The 17,797-nt window shown below is 62.2% G+C and carries 18 protein-coding genes and 1 tRNA gene; 6 read left to right on the top strand and 13 right to left on the bottom strand.

Going from position 1 to position 17,797, the window contains the following annotated elements; genetic code table 11:
* The 3 genes from JO965_RS07895 to JO965_RS07885 all read right to left on the bottom strand — a co-directional run bounded on the left by JO965_RS07895 (position 1) and on the right by JO965_RS07885 (position 3,867).
* Complete coding sequence (locus JO965_RS07895) at positions 1–651, bottom strand: cytochrome c3 family protein (protein ID WP_203443131.1); 651 nt, start codon at positions 649–651, stop codon at positions 1–3.
* Positions 652–742: 91 nt separating this feature from the next.
* Positions 743–1,558, bottom strand: a complete 816-nt coding sequence (gene fdhD, locus JO965_RS07890; RefSeq protein ID WP_203443130.1) for a formate dehydrogenase accessory sulfurtransferase FdhD — start codon at positions 1,556–1,558, stop codon at positions 743–745.
* Positions 1,555–3,867, bottom strand: coding sequence for an FdhF/YdeP family oxidoreductase (locus tag JO965_RS07885; protein ID WP_203443129.1), 2,313 nt, complete (start codon positions 3,865–3,867; stop codon positions 1,555–1,557). The genes fdhD and JO965_RS07885 overlap by 4 nt, the downstream gene beginning before the upstream one ends.
* Before the next feature lie 257 nt (positions 3,868–4,124).
* Between JO965_RS07885 and JO965_RS07880 the strand changes: the two genes are divergently transcribed.
* Positions 4,125–4,200 (top strand) — tRNA-Lys (locus JO965_RS07880).
* A 179-nt stretch (positions 4,201–4,379) separates the two neighbouring features.
* Here JO965_RS07880 and JO965_RS07875 read toward each other — a convergent pair.
* Complete coding sequence (locus tag JO965_RS07875) at positions 4,380–5,942, bottom strand: 2-isopropylmalate synthase (RefSeq protein ID WP_203443128.1); 1,563 nt, start codon at positions 5,940–5,942, stop codon at positions 4,380–4,382.
* 436 nt (positions 5,943–6,378) lie between these two features.
* On the opposite strand from JO965_RS07875, the gene JO965_RS07870 reads away from it, so the two are divergent.
* Positions 6,379–6,708, top strand: coding sequence for a hypothetical protein (locus JO965_RS07870; protein ID WP_203443127.1), 330 nt, complete (start codon positions 6,379–6,381; stop codon positions 6,706–6,708).
* Here JO965_RS07870 and JO965_RS07865 read toward each other — a convergent pair.
* The 6 genes from JO965_RS07865 to pdxY form a co-directional block, all read right to left on the bottom strand.
* Positions 6,699–7,412 carry an NUDIX hydrolase gene (locus JO965_RS07865; RefSeq protein ID WP_203443126.1) on the bottom strand — a complete coding sequence of 238 codons (714 nt, stop codon included), beginning with the start codon at positions 7,410–7,412 and terminating at the stop codon, positions 6,699–6,701. The genes JO965_RS07870 and JO965_RS07865 overlap by 10 nt on opposite strands.
* Complete coding sequence (locus JO965_RS07860) at positions 7,409–8,314, bottom strand: PhzF family phenazine biosynthesis protein (RefSeq protein ID WP_203443125.1); 906 nt, start codon at positions 8,312–8,314, stop codon at positions 7,409–7,411. The genes JO965_RS07865 and JO965_RS07860 overlap by 4 nt, the downstream gene beginning before the upstream one ends.
* Positions 8,315–8,492: 178 nt before the next feature.
* The gene (locus JO965_RS07855; protein WP_203443124.1) at positions 8,493–9,515 is read right to left on the bottom strand and encodes an ABC transporter substrate-binding protein; all 1,023 of its coding nucleotides are present in this window, start codon (positions 9,513–9,515) and stop codon (positions 8,493–8,495) included.
* Between the two features lie 36 nt (positions 9,516–9,551).
* A complete protein-coding gene (locus JO965_RS07850) occupies positions 9,552–10,343 on the bottom strand; it encodes an ABC transporter permease (RefSeq protein WP_203443123.1) in 792 nt (263 codons plus the stop codon).
* On the bottom strand, positions 10,343–11,155 hold the full coding sequence (locus tag JO965_RS07845; RefSeq protein WP_203443122.1) for an ABC transporter ATP-binding protein: 813 nt from the start codon (positions 11,153–11,155) through the stop codon (positions 10,343–10,345). The genes JO965_RS07850 and JO965_RS07845 overlap by 1 nt, the downstream gene beginning before the upstream one ends.
* A gap of 140 nt (positions 11,156–11,295) precedes the next feature.
* The gene (gene pdxY, locus JO965_RS07840) at positions 11,296–12,144 is read right to left on the bottom strand and encodes a pyridoxal kinase PdxY (RefSeq protein ID WP_203443121.1); all 849 of its coding nucleotides are present in this window, start codon (positions 12,142–12,144) and stop codon (positions 11,296–11,298) included.
* Positions 12,145–12,294: 150 nt separating this feature from the next.
* Here pdxY and JO965_RS07835 point away from each other — a divergent pair, with 150 nt between their 5' ends.
* From JO965_RS07835 to JO965_RS07825, 3 genes are all read left to right on the top strand, one after another.
* The gene (locus tag JO965_RS07835) at positions 12,295–12,816 is read left to right on the top strand and encodes a DedA family protein (RefSeq protein WP_203443120.1); all 522 of its coding nucleotides are present in this window, start codon (positions 12,295–12,297) and stop codon (positions 12,814–12,816) included.
* A gap of 65 nt (positions 12,817–12,881) precedes the next feature.
* Positions 12,882–13,037 carry a hypothetical protein gene (locus JO965_RS07830; protein WP_203443119.1) on the top strand — a complete coding sequence of 52 codons (156 nt, stop codon included), beginning with the start codon at positions 12,882–12,884 and terminating at the stop codon, positions 13,035–13,037.
* Positions 13,038–13,146: 109 nt separating this feature from the next.
* Positions 13,147–13,494: a hypothetical protein gene (locus JO965_RS07825; RefSeq protein ID WP_203443118.1), complete on the top strand. Its 348-nt coding sequence runs from the start codon at positions 13,147–13,149 to the stop codon at positions 13,492–13,494.
* A 24-nt stretch (positions 13,495–13,518) separates the two neighbouring features.
* Here the strand turns inward: JO965_RS07825 and JO965_RS07820 are convergent, their stop codons facing one another.
* Positions 13,519–15,270, bottom strand: coding sequence for a patatin-like phospholipase family protein (locus JO965_RS07820; protein ID WP_246776774.1), 1,752 nt, complete (start codon positions 15,268–15,270; stop codon positions 13,519–13,521).
* Between the two features lie 124 nt (positions 15,271–15,394).
* Positions 15,395–16,414, bottom strand: a complete 1,020-nt coding sequence (gene ilvC / locus JO965_RS07815) for a ketol-acid reductoisomerase (RefSeq protein ID WP_203443117.1) — start codon at positions 16,412–16,414, stop codon at positions 15,395–15,397.
* A gap of 280 nt (positions 16,415–16,694) precedes the next feature.
* Between ilvC and JO965_RS07810 the strand changes: the two genes are divergently transcribed.
* Entirely contained in the window at positions 16,695–17,240 is a 546-nt protein-coding gene (locus JO965_RS07810) for a DUF924 family protein (protein WP_203443116.1), read from the top strand.
* A 3-nt stretch (positions 17,241–17,243) separates the two neighbouring features.
* On the opposite strand, the gene ilvN is transcribed toward JO965_RS07810, so the two are convergent.
* Positions 17,244–17,789: an acetolactate synthase small subunit gene (gene ilvN / locus JO965_RS07805; protein ID WP_203443115.1), complete on the bottom strand. Its 546-nt coding sequence runs from the start codon at positions 17,787–17,789 to the stop codon at positions 17,244–17,246.
* Positions 17,790–17,797: the final 8 nt, after the last annotated feature.

Here is a 17,797-nt window from a genome sequence, read left to right as displayed (position 1 = left end):
CTACCGGTGGCACGTGTTGCAGCTGGTGAGGCGCCGCGATGCCTCTTGATAGAACACGCGCACGTCTTCCGGCAGGTCCGTTCCGTGCGGCTCGTAACCCATCTCGAACACGGCCTCTCGTGGTCGCAGTTGCGGCACGGGATCGCGATGACAATCCAGGCACCATCCCATGGACATGGTCTCGGTCTTCACTGTCTTCGGCATCTGATCGACGCGCCCGTGGCACGTCTCGCAGGCCACCCCTTTGGTCACGTGAACGGCGTGATGGAAATAAGCGTAGTCCGGCAGGCGATGAACGGAGATCCACTCGATCGGCTGACCGAGGATGAAGCTCGATCGGACCGGCTCGAGGACGCTTGCTCCCACCCACACCTGCGAATGGCACGACATGCAGGTCTGGGCGGATGGCATGCCCGCATCGGCCGCACGCTCCACACTCGAGTGGCAATAGCGGCAATCGATGTCGAGCGATCCGCTATGGAGATCGTGCCGGAAAGGGACCGGCTGCGATGCCGGCTTGCCCACGTTCCAGGTGCTGCCGGAGCGCGCCCAGACATAGGCCATGCCGCCGGCAGCGACGACGCCTAAGCTAATGAGCACGATGGCCACCCGAAACAGAGTGGTTGCCGCCGGTGTGAAGAGCTGCGCCATCGCCCGTGCCGCGTAACCTTTCCTGATCAGGCACTGCGCCCGAGATGAAGCTTCGCTGTTGACACAATCGGTTCAGCGCAGCTTCGTTCCCTCAGGATGCTCGAAGGTCGATGCGGTCTGGATGGGTGAACACCTCGAAGGCGTCGCCCCGGGCGATTGCCACCAGGGTGATGCCGCAGCTCTCCGCCACGCGGACAGCCAAAGCCGTGGGCGCCGAGATGGCAACCAGGATCGGCGCACCCATGCGGGCGGCCTTCTGCACCATCTCGACCGAGACGCGGCTGGTCAGCAGCACCAGACCGTTGGAACATGTCTCCGATGCTCCAGCCAGGGCTCCGGCCAACTTGTCGAGCGCGTTATGCCGGCCGACGTCCTCCCGGATGGCGACCACGCCCTTCCCCGGACGCCAGAAAGCCGCGGCATGAATGGCTCGCGCCTCCCTGTTCAGGCGCTGAGCCTCGGAAAGGTCGGCCATGGCCGCCTTGATGGCGGCAGGCGGCAATCTAAGTTGACCTGTGACCGGCTCGACAGGACGAGCGGCCTCAGCCAGGGATTCCACGCCACACAAGCCGCAACCGACGGGACCTGCCAATGCGCGCCTGCGTATCCGGTAGGCGCGACCGCAGCGATCCGACAGCCACATCCTGATCTCGCATCCGAGATCGTGCTCGACAACGTCCATCGACAAAAGATCGGCGGAATCGGAAATGATCCCCTCCGACAGGCTGAACCCAAGGGCGAAATCTTCCAGATCGGAGGGGCTTGCCATCATCACTGCATGGGTCGATCCGTTGTAAGTCAGAGCAATCGGCGTTTCCTCCGGCACAATGCGTTCTCCGGAGGCACAGGCATCCTGTGCCACGCTCATGCGCGGCAGGCTGATAATGGGCGACAGGTGCAGGGTCATTCTGCCGCCTCCGGCTGATGTCGCTGCAGAAGATCGATGCGGATTGGAATGGATTTCGCAGCCGGCACCTTGCTCTGATCCGCATGATGCCAGACCGGGATCAGTGGATTGCACTCCGGATAGTAAGAGGCACAGCAGCCTTCGGGAATCTCGTAGGGCGTGACGCGCAATCCGCTCACCTGACGCACGACGCCATCATCGACGGCGGTCGTCAGCGTCACGAGGTCTCCCTCCGCCAGCTCCAGGCGAGCAATATCGTTGCGGTTCATGAAGAGCACCATGCGGGTGCCGCGAACGCCTCTGAATCGGTCGTGATAGCCGTAGACTGTCGTGTTGAACTGATCGTTGGAGCGTACTGTCATGAGCCTGAAGACATTAGGGTCATACTCCTCGATGCCGAGATCTGCTTCCAGGCTCTTGGGGGAGATGAAGTTGGCCTTGCCCGTCTTGGTCTTCCATTGCCGCTCGCGGGCTGCGATGGGGCGATGGAAGCCGCCGGGTTGCCACATGCGCTCGTTGAAGCCGCGGAAATCATCCGGATAGGTTTCCTCGATCGCATCGCGAACGAGAGCATAATCGGCCACCCATTCATCCCAGGGAACCTTGTCGTTTGCAGGCAATGTCGCCTTCGCGATCTCCGCGACGATACGCGGCTCCGACAGAAGATCGGGACTTGCGGGCTTCGCCACGCCCTTGGAGCCGTGGATGCAGGCCGTCGAATCCTCGACGGCAACGGCCTGCGGCCCGGTTTCCTGTTCGTCGACCTCGATGCGCCCGAGGCACGGGAGGATGTAGGAAATCTCACCCGGGATCAGGTGATTGCGATTGAGCTTGGTCGAGATCTGCACGGACAGGCGCAGGCGTGTCCAAGCCTCCTCCAAAGCTGCTGTTTCCGGCGCAGCCCGCACGAAGTTTCCGCCGAGTGCCACGAAGGCCTTCACCTCGCCTTTGAGGATGCCCTCGCAGACCTCGACCGTGGTCATGCCCTTCCAACGCGGCGGCTCGAAACCGTACTGTTCCTTGAGCTTGTCGAGAGGCACCAGCTCGGGCTTTTCCGCAATGCCGACGGTGCGCTGTCCCTGCACGTTGGAATGCCCGCGCACCGGGCAGATGCCGGCGCCCGGCTTGCCGATATTGCCGCGCAGGAGCAGCAGATTGACGAGCATCTGCACGTTCTCGACGCCGGCCTTGTGCTGGGTCAGCCCCATGCCGTAGATGCCGATGACCGCATTTGCCTGGGCATAAACATTCGCCGCGGCTTCCAGTGTGGTTTGAGGGAGGCCGGAGCGGCGTTCCAGCTCGGGCCACGACGCCTGCCGGGCGGCCCGGGCGAATTCCTCGAAGCCATGGGTGTGCTCGGCGATGAAGGCATGGTCGAGAACGGGCCTGCTCGCGACCTGCCGGGCTCTATCGTCGGCTTCGATCAGGGCCTTGGCCATCCCCATGAGGGCCGCGATGTCGCCACCGATCTTGACCTGGTGATATTGCGACGAGATGCGCGTCTCAGATCCCGTCAGCATCTCCGTTGGTGCCTGAGGATTGGTGAAACGCTCGAGACCTCGCTCCTTCAGAGGATTGAAGGTGATGATGGGGACACCGCGCTTCGAGGCGTCCTGGAGGGGATGCAGCATGCGCGGGCTGTTGGTGCCGACATTCTGGCCGAAGAACAGGATGCAGTCGGCTTTCTCGAAGTCGTCGAGGATCACGGTGCCCACGGAAACGCCGATGCTTTGTGGGAGAGCCACCGAGGTGCTCTCGTGGCACATGTTGGAAGAATCCGGCAGGTTGTTGGTGCCGTAGAGCCGGGCGAACAGCGCCCACATATAGGAGGTTTCAAGGGACGCTCGGCCGGAGGCATAGAGCACCACCTGGCGCGGATCGAACCCTTTCAGCTCTTGGCCGATCTCGTGGAACGCATCATCCCAGCTTACGGGAACATAGGTATCGGAGGCCGCGTCGAAGCGCATGGGATGCGTCAGGCGTCCGGCTTCCTCAAGGTCGTGATCGGTCCAGGTTCTAAGCTCGGAGAGAGTATGCTCGCTGAAGAACTCGGGCGTCACCCGCTTGGTGGTCAGCTCCCACGCCGTGGCCTTGGCGCCGTTCTCGCAATATTCGAACGGGTGCGGCTCCGCCGGCTTAGCCCAGGCGCAGCTCACGCAGGCATAACCGTCCGGCTTGTTCTGCTTGAGCAGGATCGCATTGCCGCTGACGAGCCGGCCCTCCCTCGTCAGAATGGTCTCGACGGATTTGAGGGATCCCCACCCGCCCGCAGGACCAGGATAGGGTTCGATCTTCGGCACATCGTTCATGGGGCCAGCCTCCCGCTTGCCGCCGTTCACGCGCGGCGGTCGACATAATCCATGTCAATGATCGGAAAGCCTGACCGTTCCGCCGGATCCGACTCACACGATGGGAAGGCACAGGAAGGAGGCCGGCGGAGGCGCCCCGTTAAAATCTGCAATCCGAGGCCGAAAACCGCATCAAACGGGCTAGACAGGGGGCAAGCGGTTTGTTACACGCACGGCCTCTTCAGCGGACATCGCGCCGCTGAACTCGCTTCGGCGACGGGTGTGTAGCTCAGTTGGTAGAGCAGCTGACTCTTAATCAGCGGGTCCAAGGTTCGAATCCTTGCACACCCACCAATCTCTTCAAGATAATCTTTTGAGCAGCTTGAGCGGATCTAACCGCACTTAGGGCCAAGCTGCGCGAGGCCATCTCTCAGACAGGTTCGAACCGCCGGCGGAAGCGCCCGCAATCTGAAGCTTTGCCGATAGCGATACACCCCCGGCACGAACCGGGGATGTATCAAGATGAAGGAATGTTACTCCGCCGCGTGCTGGGCGTGGAGACGAGCTCCTCGGCTCATGAGTTTGTTGAGGGCGCCGAGATAGGCCTGGGCTGAGGCCACCAGGGTGTCCGGATCGGCCGCGCGGGAGGTCACGCTGCGGTTGTCGGCGGAAAGGCGCACAGAGACCTCGGCCTGGGCGTCCGTGCCCTCGGTCACCGCGTGAACCTGATAGAGCTCCAGAACCGCCTCGTGGGGCACCAGGGCCTTGATGGCGTTGAAGGTGGCATCCACCGGGCCATTGCCCTCCTGCTCCTCGATGACGACCTTGTCGTCGACCTGGAGCCGCATGGTGGCGCGCTGCGGTCCACGGGTTCCGGCGACGATGTGGAGCGAGACCAGCTTGATGCGGTCATGGGCCATGGCGATGTTCTGATCGACCAGGGCCTCGATGTCTTCGTCATAGACGTGCTTCTTGCGGTCGGCGAGTTCCTTGAAGCGCTCGAAGGCATCCTGGAACTGGTTGTCGGAGAGGCTGTAGCCCAGTTCCTCCAGCTTGTTGCGGAAGGCCGCGCGGCCCGAATGCTTGCCCATGACCAGGGAGGTCTTGGACACGCCGACGCTTTCCGGCGTCATGATCTCATAGGTCTGGGCATTCTTCAGCATGCCGTCCTGATGGATGCCGCTCTCATGGGCGAAAGCGTTCCGGCCGACGATGGCCTTGTTGTACTGCACCGGGAAGGAAGTGGCGGCAGAGGCCAGCTTCGAGGCGCGGGTCAGCATGGTGGCCTCGATGCCGGTCTCGTAGGGCAGCACGTCACCGCGGGTCTTGATCGCCATGACGATCTCTTCCAGGGCCGCATTACCCGCCCGCTCGCCGATGCCGTTGAGGGTGCACTCGATCTGCCGAGCGCCGCCTTCCAATGCCGCCAGAGAGTTCGCCACGGCCAGACCCAGATCGTTGTGGCAATGGGCCGAGAAGACCGCCTTGTCGGCATTCGGCACGCGCTCGCGCACGGCCCGGAACATGGCGCGATATTCGTCGGGCGTCGCGTAGCCCACCGTATCGGGCAGGTTGATGGTGGTGGCGCCGGACTTGATAGCGGCCTCGACGCAGCGGCACAGGTAGTCGATGGGAGTACGGGTGGCGTCCATAGCCGACCACTCAATGTCCTCGACCAGGTTGCGTGCCTGGGTCACCGTGTTGGTGATGATCTCCAGAACCTCTTCCTCCGACTTGCGCATCTGGTGCGCCAGATGGATCGGCGAGGTGGAGACGAAGGTGTGGATGCGGGGACGGGCTGCATGACGCACCGCTTCGCCGGCCCGGGCGATATCGGCAGAAATGGCGCGGGCGAGTCCGGCGACAGTTGCCCGCTTCACCTGCTTGGCGATGAGCGAAACCGCCTCGAAATCGCCATTGGAGGCGATGGGAAAGCCAGCTTCGATGATGTCGACACCCATGGTGTCAAGCAGTTCCGCAACCTCGAGTTTCTCCTCCAGGGTCATGGTCGCGCCGGGGCATTGCTCGCCGTCGCGCAAGGTCGTGTCGAAGATCAGAACGCGGTCCTTGGAGGAGCCGGATACGGAAGCGGTCATTAGTCTAGTCCTTCTCGGAGGGAGCGGCCCGAAGGAGCGATCCTTGGCGCTCAAGGTTGTTCCTGCTGTTTCAGAACCCCTGAGAGCCCAGGCGGCGACGCCCAGCCGACCCTCAGGGGCAGCTAAGGAGAAGGAGGCCAAGAAGACGCGCGCGATCGGCCGCAGGAGCGGAACCGTTCATCGATGCGCTGTGGGAGCCGATGATCATCGCTGCCCAAATCCTCCTCGGCCGCGGGCATGAAGCCGCGAACAACGGACCCGTTTGTAACGGGGCTTCAGTAAGATGGCAAGCCGTTGAAACAAACGAAAAGACAAAGCTCGACTATCGTATGGGTTATGACTCGAAGCTCGGCAGGGCTGGTCTCTCTCCAAACTGCTCTAGATCGGATGAAGCTTGGCCTTTATTCCTCGCTTCTACGTCTCCAGGAGTGTTTCCATGAGAACAGCGATCCGTTCCCTCTGTCTGACGGGATTGCTGGCGCTGCCGCTGGCCGCCTGCAATCAGACCGCCTCAGCCCCTGCCCCCGCGAGCACCAGCATCACGCCGCCCAGCTTCCGCATGCCCGACGGATCGGGCTGCAAGGGCGAGATCGACCGCTACCGCGCCGTGATGAGCAACGATCTTGCCATGGGGCATGTGAACCAGTCGGTTTATAACCGGGTCGACCGGGAGCTAGGTCAAGCCGAGGCTGCCTGCGCGGCCGGGCGCGATGCAGAAGCCGTGCGCATGGTCAACACCACGAAGTCCCGCCACGGCTATCTCTGATCAAAGACCCACGCAAAGAAAGATTGCAGGAAGAGCGGCATCCGCTCCGGATCGATATCCTCTTTCCCGCGGACAATGCGCACATCCTGCAATTCAGGTTCGTGCTGGGCCGCGATGTTGGCGCGGATCTTCGCCGCGCCCTCCTCTGCCATGACCGGCAGCGTCACCATCCGCAGGAGCGCGATGGTCGGCCAGCGCTGGACGATGATCCACTCGTCGTCCACATGGTAGTCGCTCTCGGAAAGACCTGTCTCTTCTTCAAGTTCGCGAATGAGACTTCCTGCAAGGTCGACGGAACCCTCCGACCTCAGATCCTCGCAATCCGGCGTCCCAGCCGGGAAATAGACCCGGCCCGCATTCGTCGTGCCGTTCCCCATGACCCCGCAGATGAAAGCTCCGTCGGAACCGCGCAGCGCGCCCATGGCGAAGCCGTTGGCGATGGCGGGGTCCGGATAGCCCTTGTCGATCCAGGCGACGAAATCCGCGTAATCGACCTCGAAATAGGTGCCGCGGCACAGATCCTGCTCGAACGCGACATCCTGGAGCAGCAGCACCCGCCCGTTGAACATCTGCGGCTTGCCCGCCGTGCGGCGCTTCCAGTTCTCGGCGATGAATTCCCGGTTATGCTTGGGCCATTCCCAATCCAGCGGACGCAAACAGGCTTCGACGCGGGTGACGCGCCGGATCTGAGGCTCGCGATTCACGCGATGATCTCGCCGCGGCTCACCATCACCGCCTGCCCACCGATCTCGGCTGAGACCAACGCCCCACCCTTGATCGTCATCTGCAGAGAGATCTCGCTCGGGCGGCCCATCTCGACGCCCTGCTCAATGACGATGTTGTGCTCGCCATCGCCCAGGGGCTCGCATTGCATGAGGGCGCCCGCAAAGGCGGCTGCAGCGGAGCCGGTTGCCGGGTCTTCGGCGATGCCCATACCGGGACCATACATGCGTGCGCGAAACCTCAGGCCCTCCGCATCGGGAACGCGGGCATAGACATAAGCTGCCGGATGATCGCTGTCGTTGAATGTCTTATCGAAGGCCTCGCCTTGCGGCTTGGAGCGTGCCAGGGCCTCGAAGGACGAGACCGGCACGAGATCGTAGGCTACGCCAGCCGAATGGCGGCTCGGAATATGCTGGCCGAAACCGATCTCCGTCGGGTCGAGGCCGAGAGCCCAGGCACAATCCTTGGTCTCCTTGCCCTCGCCCCAGACGAAGGGCAGGCGCGGCAGGCGGAACCGAGCCGAACCGCTCGTCCCATCCACCACATCGACGACACAGGGAACGATCCCGACCTGCTCCTTCAGCCCGAATACGACGGCACCCGGCTCGCCGTTCTGATCGAGAATGGCCAGGAGCACCGCCGTTCCGACGGTGGGATGACCGGCGAATGGCAGTTCACGGGCAGGCGTGAAAATACGAATATCGGCCCGCTGGCGCGGCTCGGAGGGCGGGAAAACGAAGACGGTCTCGGAGAGATTGAACTCCTTCGCAATCCGCTGCATTCCGGCCGTATCCAGCCCGTCCGCCTCCAGGACGACGGCAAGAGGATTTCCGGCGAAGCGCTCGCCCGTAAAGACATCGAGGGTGACAAAGCGACGGGACATGCGGAGCAGACCTCTTCGGGAGCCTTCGGGGATACGAGAACACCGATTCTTCAACACCGGATGAGGTACCGTCAGGCGCCCTTCTGTCAACCGAGCGGGCGCGCTGCCGGTGCAGAGGCAAAACCATGTCGCCGGCACAGGTGCCATGCCGGCGACATCTTTCCGAAAGCCCTCCGGCTTATATCGCAGCCTGCCGCACGAAGCGGTCGTTGAAGGTCGCAGCGAGATCGACCTTGGCATCCTTCAGCTCGGGATCGAGCTGGCGCAGCATGTCGAGCACGCTCTGCATGCCGCTCGTCTGAATGATGCCGTCGCGCGAATAGCTCTCGAGCGAGTTCTGCACGGCCTTGAGATAGAGAGGCTTGTCACCCAGGTAATATTCCTCCGGCACCGTGGCGGCGATATCCTCAGGCTTCGCACTCTGGATCCACTTCAGGCTCTTTACGAAAGCGTTGACGAGGCGCTGCGTGGTCTGCGGATTTTTCTCGGTGAAATCCTTCTTCATGTAGAGCGTCGCCGCCGGGTTCGAGCCGCCGAAGAGCTGGCGGGTTCCGGCTTCGGTGCGGGTGTCGATGAGGATCTGAATGTCTCCATCGGCTTCGAGTTTGGCGATGACCGGATCGAGGTGGGAGATCACATCGATCTCGCCCTTCTTCATCGCGGCCACCGCACTGGCTCCGGAACCGACGCCGATGATGGCCGCATCGGATGGCTTCAGGCCCGCTTTCACCATGGCATACTGCGCAGTGAGCGCGGTTGATGATCCTGGAGCGGTAACGCCGATCTTGAGACCCTTGAAATCCGCGGCCGACTTGATCTGCCCAGCCTTGTCCTTCTTCACTGCAATCACGATCGCCGGGAAGCGTCCGAGTTCCGTGACGGCGACCACGTCCTGTCCCTTGGCCTGCATGCGGATCGTGTGCTCGTAGGCTCCGGTCACCACGTCGACGGAGCCGCCGATAAGCGCTTGGAGCGACTTCGCACCACCGCCGAAATCATTGATCTCGACCTCGAGGCCCTGCTCCTTGAAGAAGCCCTTCCGCTCGGCGATGGTGAGCGGCAAATAATAGAGCAACGGCTTGCCGCCGACGCCGAGCGTCACTTTCGCCTTTTCCGGCGCTCCCTGCGCAAAGGCCTTCGTTCCAAAAGCCGCCGAGAGTCCAAGGGCTCCTGCGGTCTTCAGAAATGTACGGCGTTCCATGGCGTTTCTCCCTGTTTTGATTGGGTCGTTTTCATCCTAGGTTCGTGCAGCCAGAGAGGCTTGCGGCCGCCAAACCAGGAAGCGGTTTTCGATTCGCGTCACGAGCATGTCGATAAGAATGACGAAGACGGAAAGGATCAGCATGCCGGCGAAAACGCCCGTCACGTCGAAGACGCTCTCTGCCTCGTGGATCTTGTAGCCGAGTCCGGCGGAAGACCCGAGATATTCGCCGACGACGGCACCGACGAGCGCGAAACCCACTGACGTATGAAGCGACGAGAACACCCAGGTCAGCGCGGAAGGCCAATAGACGTGCCGAAGTAATTGGCGTTCGTTCATGCCGAGCATGCGGGCATTGGCGAGCACGACCGGCGAGACTTCGCGAACGCCCTGATAGACATTGAAGAACACGATGAAGAATACGAGCGTGAAGCCGAGCGCCACCTTCGACCAGATGCCGAGACCGAACCATAGCGCGAAGATCGGGGCGAGCACAACGCGCGGCAGCGCATTCGCCGCCTTGATGTAAGGATCGAAGATCGCGGCGAGCAGTTCCTTCCGCGCGAAGAGGAATCCGAAGATGATGCCGCCGCCTGCGCCGATCAGAAAGGCCAGGATGGTCTCGACCAACGTGATCCAGAGATGGCCCCAGATCTCTCCGCTGGCGAACAGCGTCCAGCACCGCTTCAGAACGTCGAGCGGCGTCGAGAAGAAGAACTGAACCTGCTTGGGCGTTCCTGAGATCGGATAGACGGTCAGCACATGCCACAGCAGAAGGAAGATCAGGCCCACGCCAATCTGGAGAACGGTCAGTTTCAGGCGTGGCATCAGGTCCCCTCCCCCTGGCTATAAGCCTTCTGAACCTCGGTACGCAGGCTTGCCCAGATCTCCTTATGGATGTGGTGGAACGTCGGCTCCAGCCGGACTTCCGCAATGTCGCGAGGCCGCGGCAACGCCACGGGGAAATCACCGATGATCCGCGCGGCCGGCCCTGCCGACATCAGAACCACACGGTCGGCCAGGGCAATCGCCTCTTCCAGATCATGCGTGACGAACATCACCGCCTTGCGGTCCGCGGCCCACAAACTCAAAAGCAGATTGCCCATGATCTGCCGCGTCTGCGCATCGAGTGGCCCGAAGGGCTCGTCCATCAGCAAAATCTCGGGATCGCGGATCAGAACCTGAGCCAGCGCCACGCGCTTGCGCTGGCCGCCGGAGAGCATGTGCGGATAGCGGTCGACAAAGGCCTTAAGCCCGACACGTCCGAGCCAGTCCCTTGCACGCTGCAAAGCATCGCGGTGCGCAACACCCTTCGACTCAAGAGCGACAGCCACATTGTCAAGAGCCGTCTTCCACGGCATCAGTGCGTCCTGCTGGAAGAGATAGCCGGAGCGCAAATTGAGGCTGGAAAGATCGTTGCCGAAGATCCTGACCCGCCCTTCCGAGGGCTTCAGCAGGCCAGCCGCCGCATTCAGGATCGTGGACTTGCCCGAGCCCGTCGGGCCGACGATCGCGACGAATTCGCCTGGACGAACGGAGAGATCGATTCCGCTGACGGCCGTGTAACCACCCACTTTCGGCCCGAACGTGATGGCGACATCGTTGAGCGCCACCGCCGCAAGGGAGGTTGCCTGATCCATTCCGATCCTCATGGTCCCTCTTTCGGGCGGCATTCTAGGACCGCCTGAAGAGGGATCGCAAGGCAGGTTGGCTTCGCCCTTCGACCTATTGGCTCCTCATGTCGGCTTCGCCGAATCAAGCCCCGAGGAGCGGAATCGGCCTAGACTTCTTCGGCTTCGAAACGGTAGGTCGGCGAGACGAACTCATCCTGCGCCGCGATGGTCAGGATCTCGCGCGAGCCCGCTTCTTCGGTGCGCTTGAGCAGGCCGTAGACAGAGGCCGAAGCTTCGGCCAGCGCCTTCGGGGCTGAGCGCGAGCGGGCATAATGAACGAAGAAGAGCGCCGCGATGGCATCGCCCGCCCCGTTGACGGACAGCGACAGCTTTGGCGTCCGCACGCGCCAGAAGCGTCCGCCCTCACCGGCAACGAGATCGACGCTGTCGGCGGGCGTTTCCTTCGTCTCGACCGAGGTCACGAGCATGACCTTGGGGCCCATGGCTTGCACAAGCGAGATCGCCTGTTTCACATCGTCCTGGGCCTGTGTTGTCAGACCGGACAGGTAGTCGAGCTCGAACTGGTTCGGTGTAATGATGTCGGCGGCAGGCACCGCCTGCTCGCGCATGAATTCCGGAATGCCGGGTCGCACGAACACGCCGCGCCCCACGTCACCGATCACCGGATCGCAACAATAGAGCGCATCCGGATTGAGCTCCCGCACCCACGCCACTGCGGAGAGGATCGCGTTGCCTATATCGGCGGAGCCCATATAGCCTGAGAGAATGCCATTGCAGCGCTCGAGCATGCCACGCTCCGCGATGCCCTCCACGAGATCCTCGATGGCAGGCCCATCGAAGACGCGACCTTTCCAGGAGCCGTAGCCAGTATGGTTGGAGAACTGCACCGTATGAATGGGCCAGACCTCGACGCCGAGGCGCTGCATCGGAAACACGGCGGAGGCATTGCCCACATGACCGTAGGCGACATGGGATTGGATCGAGAGAACGTTCATGGTTCTGGCCCCTTTCGCCCTTCGGTTAGCGCAACAAACGCCCCGCTTCAAATTGCCTGATGTGATCTCATTCATCACGAAGGCGGTTGGTTCTTTCCGAGATGCCTCGTATTGACCAATCCTAGCCGCAACAGGACCCCCATCGGTACCATGGATATCGAGTTTCTGAAGACCAGCATTGTCGAATTCGTGCAGACCCATCAGGCCTATGCCCCCCTGGTGCTCAGCCTCATGACCTTTGCCGAGTCGCTTGCCTTCGTCTCACTGCTGCTGCCGACCACGGCGATCCTGATTACCGTCGGTTTCGTGCTGGCTGCGGCCGATATTCCCTTCTGGCAGATTTGGGCGGGGGCAGCCTGTGGCGCCTTTCTCGGAAACTGGGTCTCCTATGCCATCGGCCGGCGCTACAAGAAGGCCGCCTATGAGAGCTGGCCCCTGTCGCGCAGTCCCAAGCTTATCGCGCGGGGAGAAGATTTCTTCCAGCGCTTCGGCCCCTGGGCTGTGTTTCTCGGACGCTTCATCGGCCCCATCCGCGCCGTGATCGCCCTCATTGCCGGCATCTTCCTGATGCCCCCGGTGCTGTTCCAGGCGGCCAACATGGCATCGGCATCCGCCTGGGCCTTCCTCGTCCTCGGGCCCGGAGCGAGCCTCATCCATTACTTGCCCTGGTAGGACCAATCGCCCGGGAACCTGGACTCCCAAGGCTCATTAACCCCCGACACCAAAGGAGGTTACCTATGGGCAAAGGCAAGATGAGCGGCGACAATTCCGGCGAGAGCAAGAAGCATCCAGGCGATCACATTCGCGGCTCGGGCGGTACGATGAAGAACCGCGTCGACCCCGGCAAGCAGAGCAACAACAAAGCGCAGAACACGAAAGGCAATCAGCAGTAAAATCCGGCGGCTCACCCACAAGTGAGCCGCCACTCCCCTCCGTTTCCAGAGGTGGCAGCAACCCTCCGTGATGTTAACAGAATAGCTATAACATCACGGAAGCCTTGTTGTGACTCTTCCTTCTCCCGCTTCTTTCGAAGAGCTTGATTCCGTTGCTCCCCCAGCCGAGGCAATCGATCCGCTGGGAACCGGCCTGCCGGCCGCATGGTGGCCCACCGTCGGGGGAATGGCGTGCTTTATCTTCTCAGTCTTCTGGATGATGGAGAGTTGGAAGGACGCCGATCCGTTGCGGGGCCCGACGAGGGTGAACTACCTCACTCAGGATCTCGCAGGCCTCCTGGCGACCCTTTCCTGCTCCTACGCCATCTATCGGTTCTGGAAGCATCGCTCGGAAACGCTCGGCATCGTCCTTGGCCTCCTGATAGCTGCCGCAGCCATGACGTGGCATCGCCTGTGAGCTGAATGGCCGGGCCTGCCCATCTCAGGTGATCCTGAATGCATCGAGCCCCCCTGCCTCGATGCGTTCCTGCGTGTGACGGTAACCGATTTCGACCACCTTCTCGAACTGCTCCCAAGCTCTTAGCGGCACATCGGCGAGAGGGGGATGGATGACGAGGGCGGCGTGGGCGCGTGCCTTCAGGGTCTGGGCATCGCTGGAAATCGTGGCCGAGCGATAGAGCAGGCTGACGATGTCCGGAGCGTTGGCCGGCAAGCCTAGAATCCTGCGCAGCAATCGTGCCTTCTTCTCTTCGTCGCCCGGAGAGGTGAAGGCGACGTCCCGCGCCACATCGATGCCGAGCACCGGCCCCCTCTGGAAGTCGGCCATCACATCGGCCGGCAGATTGTTCATCATGGCTCCGTCGACGAGCACACCCTCCGGCTCGACCACGGGCGGAAGCAGTCCGGGAATGGCGAGGCTTGCCCGCAAGGCCTTCCAGAGCGTTCCCTGACGATGGACATGGGTCGTTCCCGTGGTCAGGTTGGAAGAGACACAGAAGAACGGCAGCCAGAGATCCTCGATATTGCGCTGGCCGAAATGCTCGATCAGCCGCGCATCGACCTTGAGACCTCGGATCAAGGCGATGAGCGGCAGGGTATAATCGTTCAGCGGCGGGCTTCGAACGAAGGCCTTCATCATGAGATCGCGGGCCTCGTCGAGGCTAACCTGTATGGCACAGATAGCTGCCATAACGGCACCGATGCTGGTTCCACCGACGAGATCGATAGGGATGCCATGTTCGCGCAGGGCCCTGATGGCGCCGAGATGCGCAAAGCCGCGCGCCCCTCCTCCGGCCAGAACGAGGCCGACGGCCTTTCCGCTCGAGGTGCGGATAAGCCGCTGAAGATCGGGCAGGCTTTTCTCGCGCACCTGAATGCGCTGATCGACGGGAAGCCGCTGCAGCGAAGGATGTGCCGGCGCAGGTCGCGTGGCATCCGGTTTTTGCAGCAGGACGAGATCGTGACGACGCCAGGACGACATGGCACCGGTCAGCGCCTCGGCCTCGCAGGTCAGCGGCTCGCCGGGGCGGGCCAGCAGCACCACATGGTCGGCATGGCGGATGCACCTCTCCGTCCAGGCGCCCGACGATTCCGGGGCGACATAGATCACGCGCTCGCGGCTCACCTCGAAGCGGGAGAACCAGGTCTCGTCCTCGTGGGTCGGCATGGCAGCGATCAGATCGACTCCGGCCCCATGGCTGCGTCGCATTTCCGCGAGAAAGGCTTCCACGAAGTCCGAGACCGCTACGCCCTGCGTGACGGGAACGATGGCAAAGGTCGTTGGCGAAAAGGTCGCGGGCGTAAAGCGTGTCGCCGCGCGAAGGCGATCAGCCATCAGCTTCGACAGATAGAGCGTGACGGAAGGCCAGCGCTCGATCAGGTGCTCGAAATCCGCTCGGGCCAGCGTGAGTAGGACAGAATCCCTGAGAGCTGTCACGGTTGCCGAGCGAGGCGCATGGGAAATAAGAGCCATTTCGCCAATGGTCTCGGGCGGGACGATGCGGGAAATGCGCCGCTGCTCGCCATGGCTCCCCTGCACCGACACGCCGAGTGCGCCGGAGACGAGCATGTAGACGGTATCCGCCGGATCGCCCTCCCGGAAGAGAATTCCGCCGCCGGGAAGCATGATGTGCTGCAATTTCGACTGAAGCTCAAGGCGCGCAGCCGGATCCAGTCCGGCCCATAACGGCAGGTCGAATTCCGACAGTTCTTTCAGCAGACTCGTGGCACTCATCGCAACAAAAGAGCATCGAAGGGATCCCTTCGATGCTCTAGCGCTGTTGAGCCAAACTGACAAATCGGCATTCGGCTTGGCTTCAAGCGGACGGCACGGACCGGCCGCGCCGGCCGAAAATGGCTTAGTTCCGGCTCTTGTCGACCAGGGCCTTTTCCTTGATCCACGGCATCATATCGCGCAGGCGGGAACCGACATCCTCGATGGGGTGAGCGGCGTTGCGGGCGCGGGTCGCCTTGAAGGAGGTCTGGTTGACCTTGTTCTCGAGCATCCAGTCGCGGGTGAACTTGCCGCTCTGGATGTCCTCCAGAACGCGCTTCATCTCGGCCTTGGTCTCGGGCGTGATGATGCGCGGACCGGTGACGTACTCGCCGTACTCGGCCGTGTTGGAGATCGAGTAGTTCATGTTGGCGATGCCGCCCTCGTAGATGAGGTCGACGATCAGCTTCACCTCGTGGAGGCATTCGAAATAGGCCATTTCGGGGGCATAACCCGCCTCGACCAGGGTCTCGAAGCCCGCCTTGATGAGTTCGACGAGACCGCCGCAGAGCACCACCTGCTCGCCGAACAGGTCGGTCTCGCACTCTTCCTTGAAGGTGGTCTCGATGATGCCGGCGCGGCCGCCGCCATTGGCAGAGGCATAGGACAGCGCGACGTCATGGGCGTTGCCCGTGGCGTCCTGATGGATCGCGATCAGGGTCGGCACGCCGCCGCCGCGCTGATACTCGGAACGCACCGTGTGGCCGGGGCCCTTCGGGGCGACCATGAGCACGTCGAGGTCCTTGCGGGGTTCGATGAGGTTGAAGTGCACGTTGAGGCCGTGGGCGAAGAGCAGCGCCGCACCCTGCTTCATGTTGTCGTGAAGCTCGTTGCGGTAAATATCGGCCTGCAGCTCGTCCGGGGTCAGCATCATGACCACGTCGGCCCACTTGGCGGCCTCGGCCACCTCCATGACCTTGAGACCGGCCTTCTCGGCCTTGGCCGCGGAGGGCGAGCCCTTGCGAAGAGCCACGACGATGTCCTTCACGCCGGAATCGCGCAGGTTCAGGGTATGGGCATGGCCCTGGCTGCCGTAGCCGACGATGGCAACCTTCTTGCCCTTGATCAGATTGATGTCGGCGTCGCGATCATAATAGACACGCATGGTCCTCAAGTCCCTTATCTCAAAGGGGGTTTTCCCCCGGTCTCCGTTGGCGCTGCGCTGGCCCTGAAACCTGCGCAACATTTGTTTGTCAGGCGCCGCTTTTAGCGAATAAAACTGCGCTGACAAGCTGTTGTTTGTAGCAAAACTGCGACCCCTGGCTGCGCTGAGTGCAAGGGTCCATCCATTTCCGCCGACAAACGATCTGAACCTGGAGAGTTCAAACCTCTCTCCAATGCTCTAGATTGACGTCTCGATTCTCCACCGTGAAGGATGACGCCGCATGCAGCGCCTTGCCACTCCCGACGAAGTTGTCACGTTCTGGCGCAAGGCCGGACCGGAGAAGTGGTTCTCGAAGGACGAAACCTTCGACCAGATCTGCCGCGACCGTTTCATGCCCACCTATGAGGCCGCCGCGCGGGGCGATCTCAACGAGTGGGAACTCATCCCGGAAGGTGCGCTCGCTGTCATCCTCCTCCTCGACCAGTTCCCCCGGAACATGTTCCGGGGGCAACGCGAAACCTACAAAACCGACCCGGTCGCCCTGATGGCCGCAGACCGCGCTATCGAGCGCGGCTTCGACAGACAGGTGGAACCCGATTTCCGCCGCTTCTTCTACCTGCCCTTCATGCACTCCGAGTCCTTGGCGGACCAAGAGCGCTCGGTGACCCTGAACGAAGCCCTCGGCGAGGACTCTTCCAAGTGGGCACGCCACCATCACGAGATCATCGCCCGCTTCGGCCGCTTCCCTCACCGCAACACCATCCTCGGCCGTGAGACGACGACGGAGGAGGAAGCGTTCCTGAAGGAGAACGACTTCAGGGGCTAACCCTTACATGATCCCTTCCGCGCCACGCGCCATGGCTGCGACGCCGGTGCGGGAAACCTCCACGAGGCCGACTGCTGTCATCAGCTTGATGAAGCGCTCGACCTCGTCCGTCGTGCCGGTCAACTCGTAGACGAAGGAGGTCAGCGTCGCGTCCATCGTGCGGGCACCGAAGGCCGAGGCGAGACGCATCGCCTCCACCCGGTGATCGCCCTTGCCCACCACCTTCACGAGGCAGAGTTCGCGCTCGACGGCTTCGCCGGTGAGTGTGAGATCCACGACACGGTGCACGGGCACGAGGCGCTCCAACTGGCTCTTGATCTGCTGGATGATGCTGTCGGTGCCCGTCGTCACGATGGTGATGCGTGAGATATGCGCCTCGTGCTCCGTCTCGGTGACGGTCAGGCTCTCGATGTTGTAGCCGCGTCCTGAGAACAGACCGGCGATGCGCGCAAGGACGCCCGGCTCGTTATCGACGACGATGGCGAGCGTGTGTCGATGTGCAGGCTCGACGCGGGTCGCATCGGGATAATGGGTTTTCATCTGAAGCATGGTCTGGT

It is taken from the genome of Microvirga sp. VF16 (assembly GCF_016864375.1).
In the GTDB taxonomy this organism is placed as follows: domain Bacteria; phylum Pseudomonadota; class Alphaproteobacteria; order Rhizobiales; family Beijerinckiaceae; genus Microvirga.
Note: the sequence above shows the minus strand (reverse complement) of the source record. Positions and strands in the feature narration are given on the sequence as shown.

Bases quoted from the DNA above. Each gene is read 5' to 3' on its own strand.
- JO965_RS07870 (WP_203443127.1), top strand. From the start codon at position 6,379: ATGAGAACAGCGATCCGTTCCCTCTGTCTGACGGGATTGCTGGCGCTG.
- JO965_RS07810 (WP_203443116.1), top strand. From the start codon at position 16,695: ATGCAGCGCCTTGCCACTCCCGACGAAGTTGTCACGTTCTGGCGCAAG.
- pdxY (WP_203443121.1), bottom strand. From the start codon at position 12,144: ATGAACGTTCTCTCGATCCAATCCCATGTCGCCTACGGTCATGTGGGC.
- JO965_RS07820 (WP_246776774.1), bottom strand. From the start codon at position 15,270: ATGAGTGCCACGAGTCTGCTGAAAGAACTGTCGGAATTCGACCTGCCG.
- ilvC (WP_203443117.1), bottom strand. From the start codon at position 16,414: ATGCGTGTCTATTATGATCGCGACGCCGACATCAATCTGATCAAGGGC.
- JO965_RS07850 (WP_203443123.1), bottom strand. From the start codon at position 10,343: ATGCCACGCCTGAAACTGACCGTTCTCCAGATTGGCGTGGGCCTGATC.
- JO965_RS07845 (WP_203443122.1), bottom strand. From the start codon at position 11,155: ATGGATCAGGCAACCTCCCTTGCGGCGGTGGCGCTCAACGATGTCGCC.
- JO965_RS07855 (WP_203443124.1), bottom strand. From the start codon at position 9,515: ATGGAACGCCGTACATTTCTGAAGACCGCAGGAGCCCTTGGACTCTCG.
- JO965_RS07860 (WP_203443125.1), bottom strand. From the start codon at position 8,314: ATGTCCCGTCGCTTTGTCACCCTCGATGTCTTTACGGGCGAGCGCTTC.
- fdhD (WP_203443130.1), bottom strand. From the start codon at position 1,558: ATGACCCTGCACCTGTCGCCCATTATCAGCCTGCCGCGCATGAGCGTG.
- JO965_RS07885 (WP_203443129.1), bottom strand. From the start codon at position 3,867: ATGAACGATGTGCCGAAGATCGAACCCTATCCTGGTCCTGCGGGCGGG.
- ilvN (WP_203443115.1), bottom strand. From the start codon at position 17,789: ATGCTTCAGATGAAAACCCATTATCCCGATGCGACCCGCGTCGAGCCT.
- JO965_RS07895 (WP_203443131.1), bottom strand. From the start codon at position 651: ATGGCGCAGCTCTTCACACCGGCGGCAACCACTCTGTTTCGGGTGGCC.
- JO965_RS07830 (WP_203443119.1), top strand. From the start codon at position 12,882: ATGGGCAAAGGCAAGATGAGCGGCGACAATTCCGGCGAGAGCAAGAAG.
- JO965_RS07835 (WP_203443120.1), top strand. From the start codon at position 12,295: ATGGATATCGAGTTTCTGAAGACCAGCATTGTCGAATTCGTGCAGACC.
- JO965_RS07875 (WP_203443128.1), bottom strand. From the start codon at position 5,942: ATGACCGCTTCCGTATCCGGCTCCTCCAAGGACCGCGTTCTGATCTTC.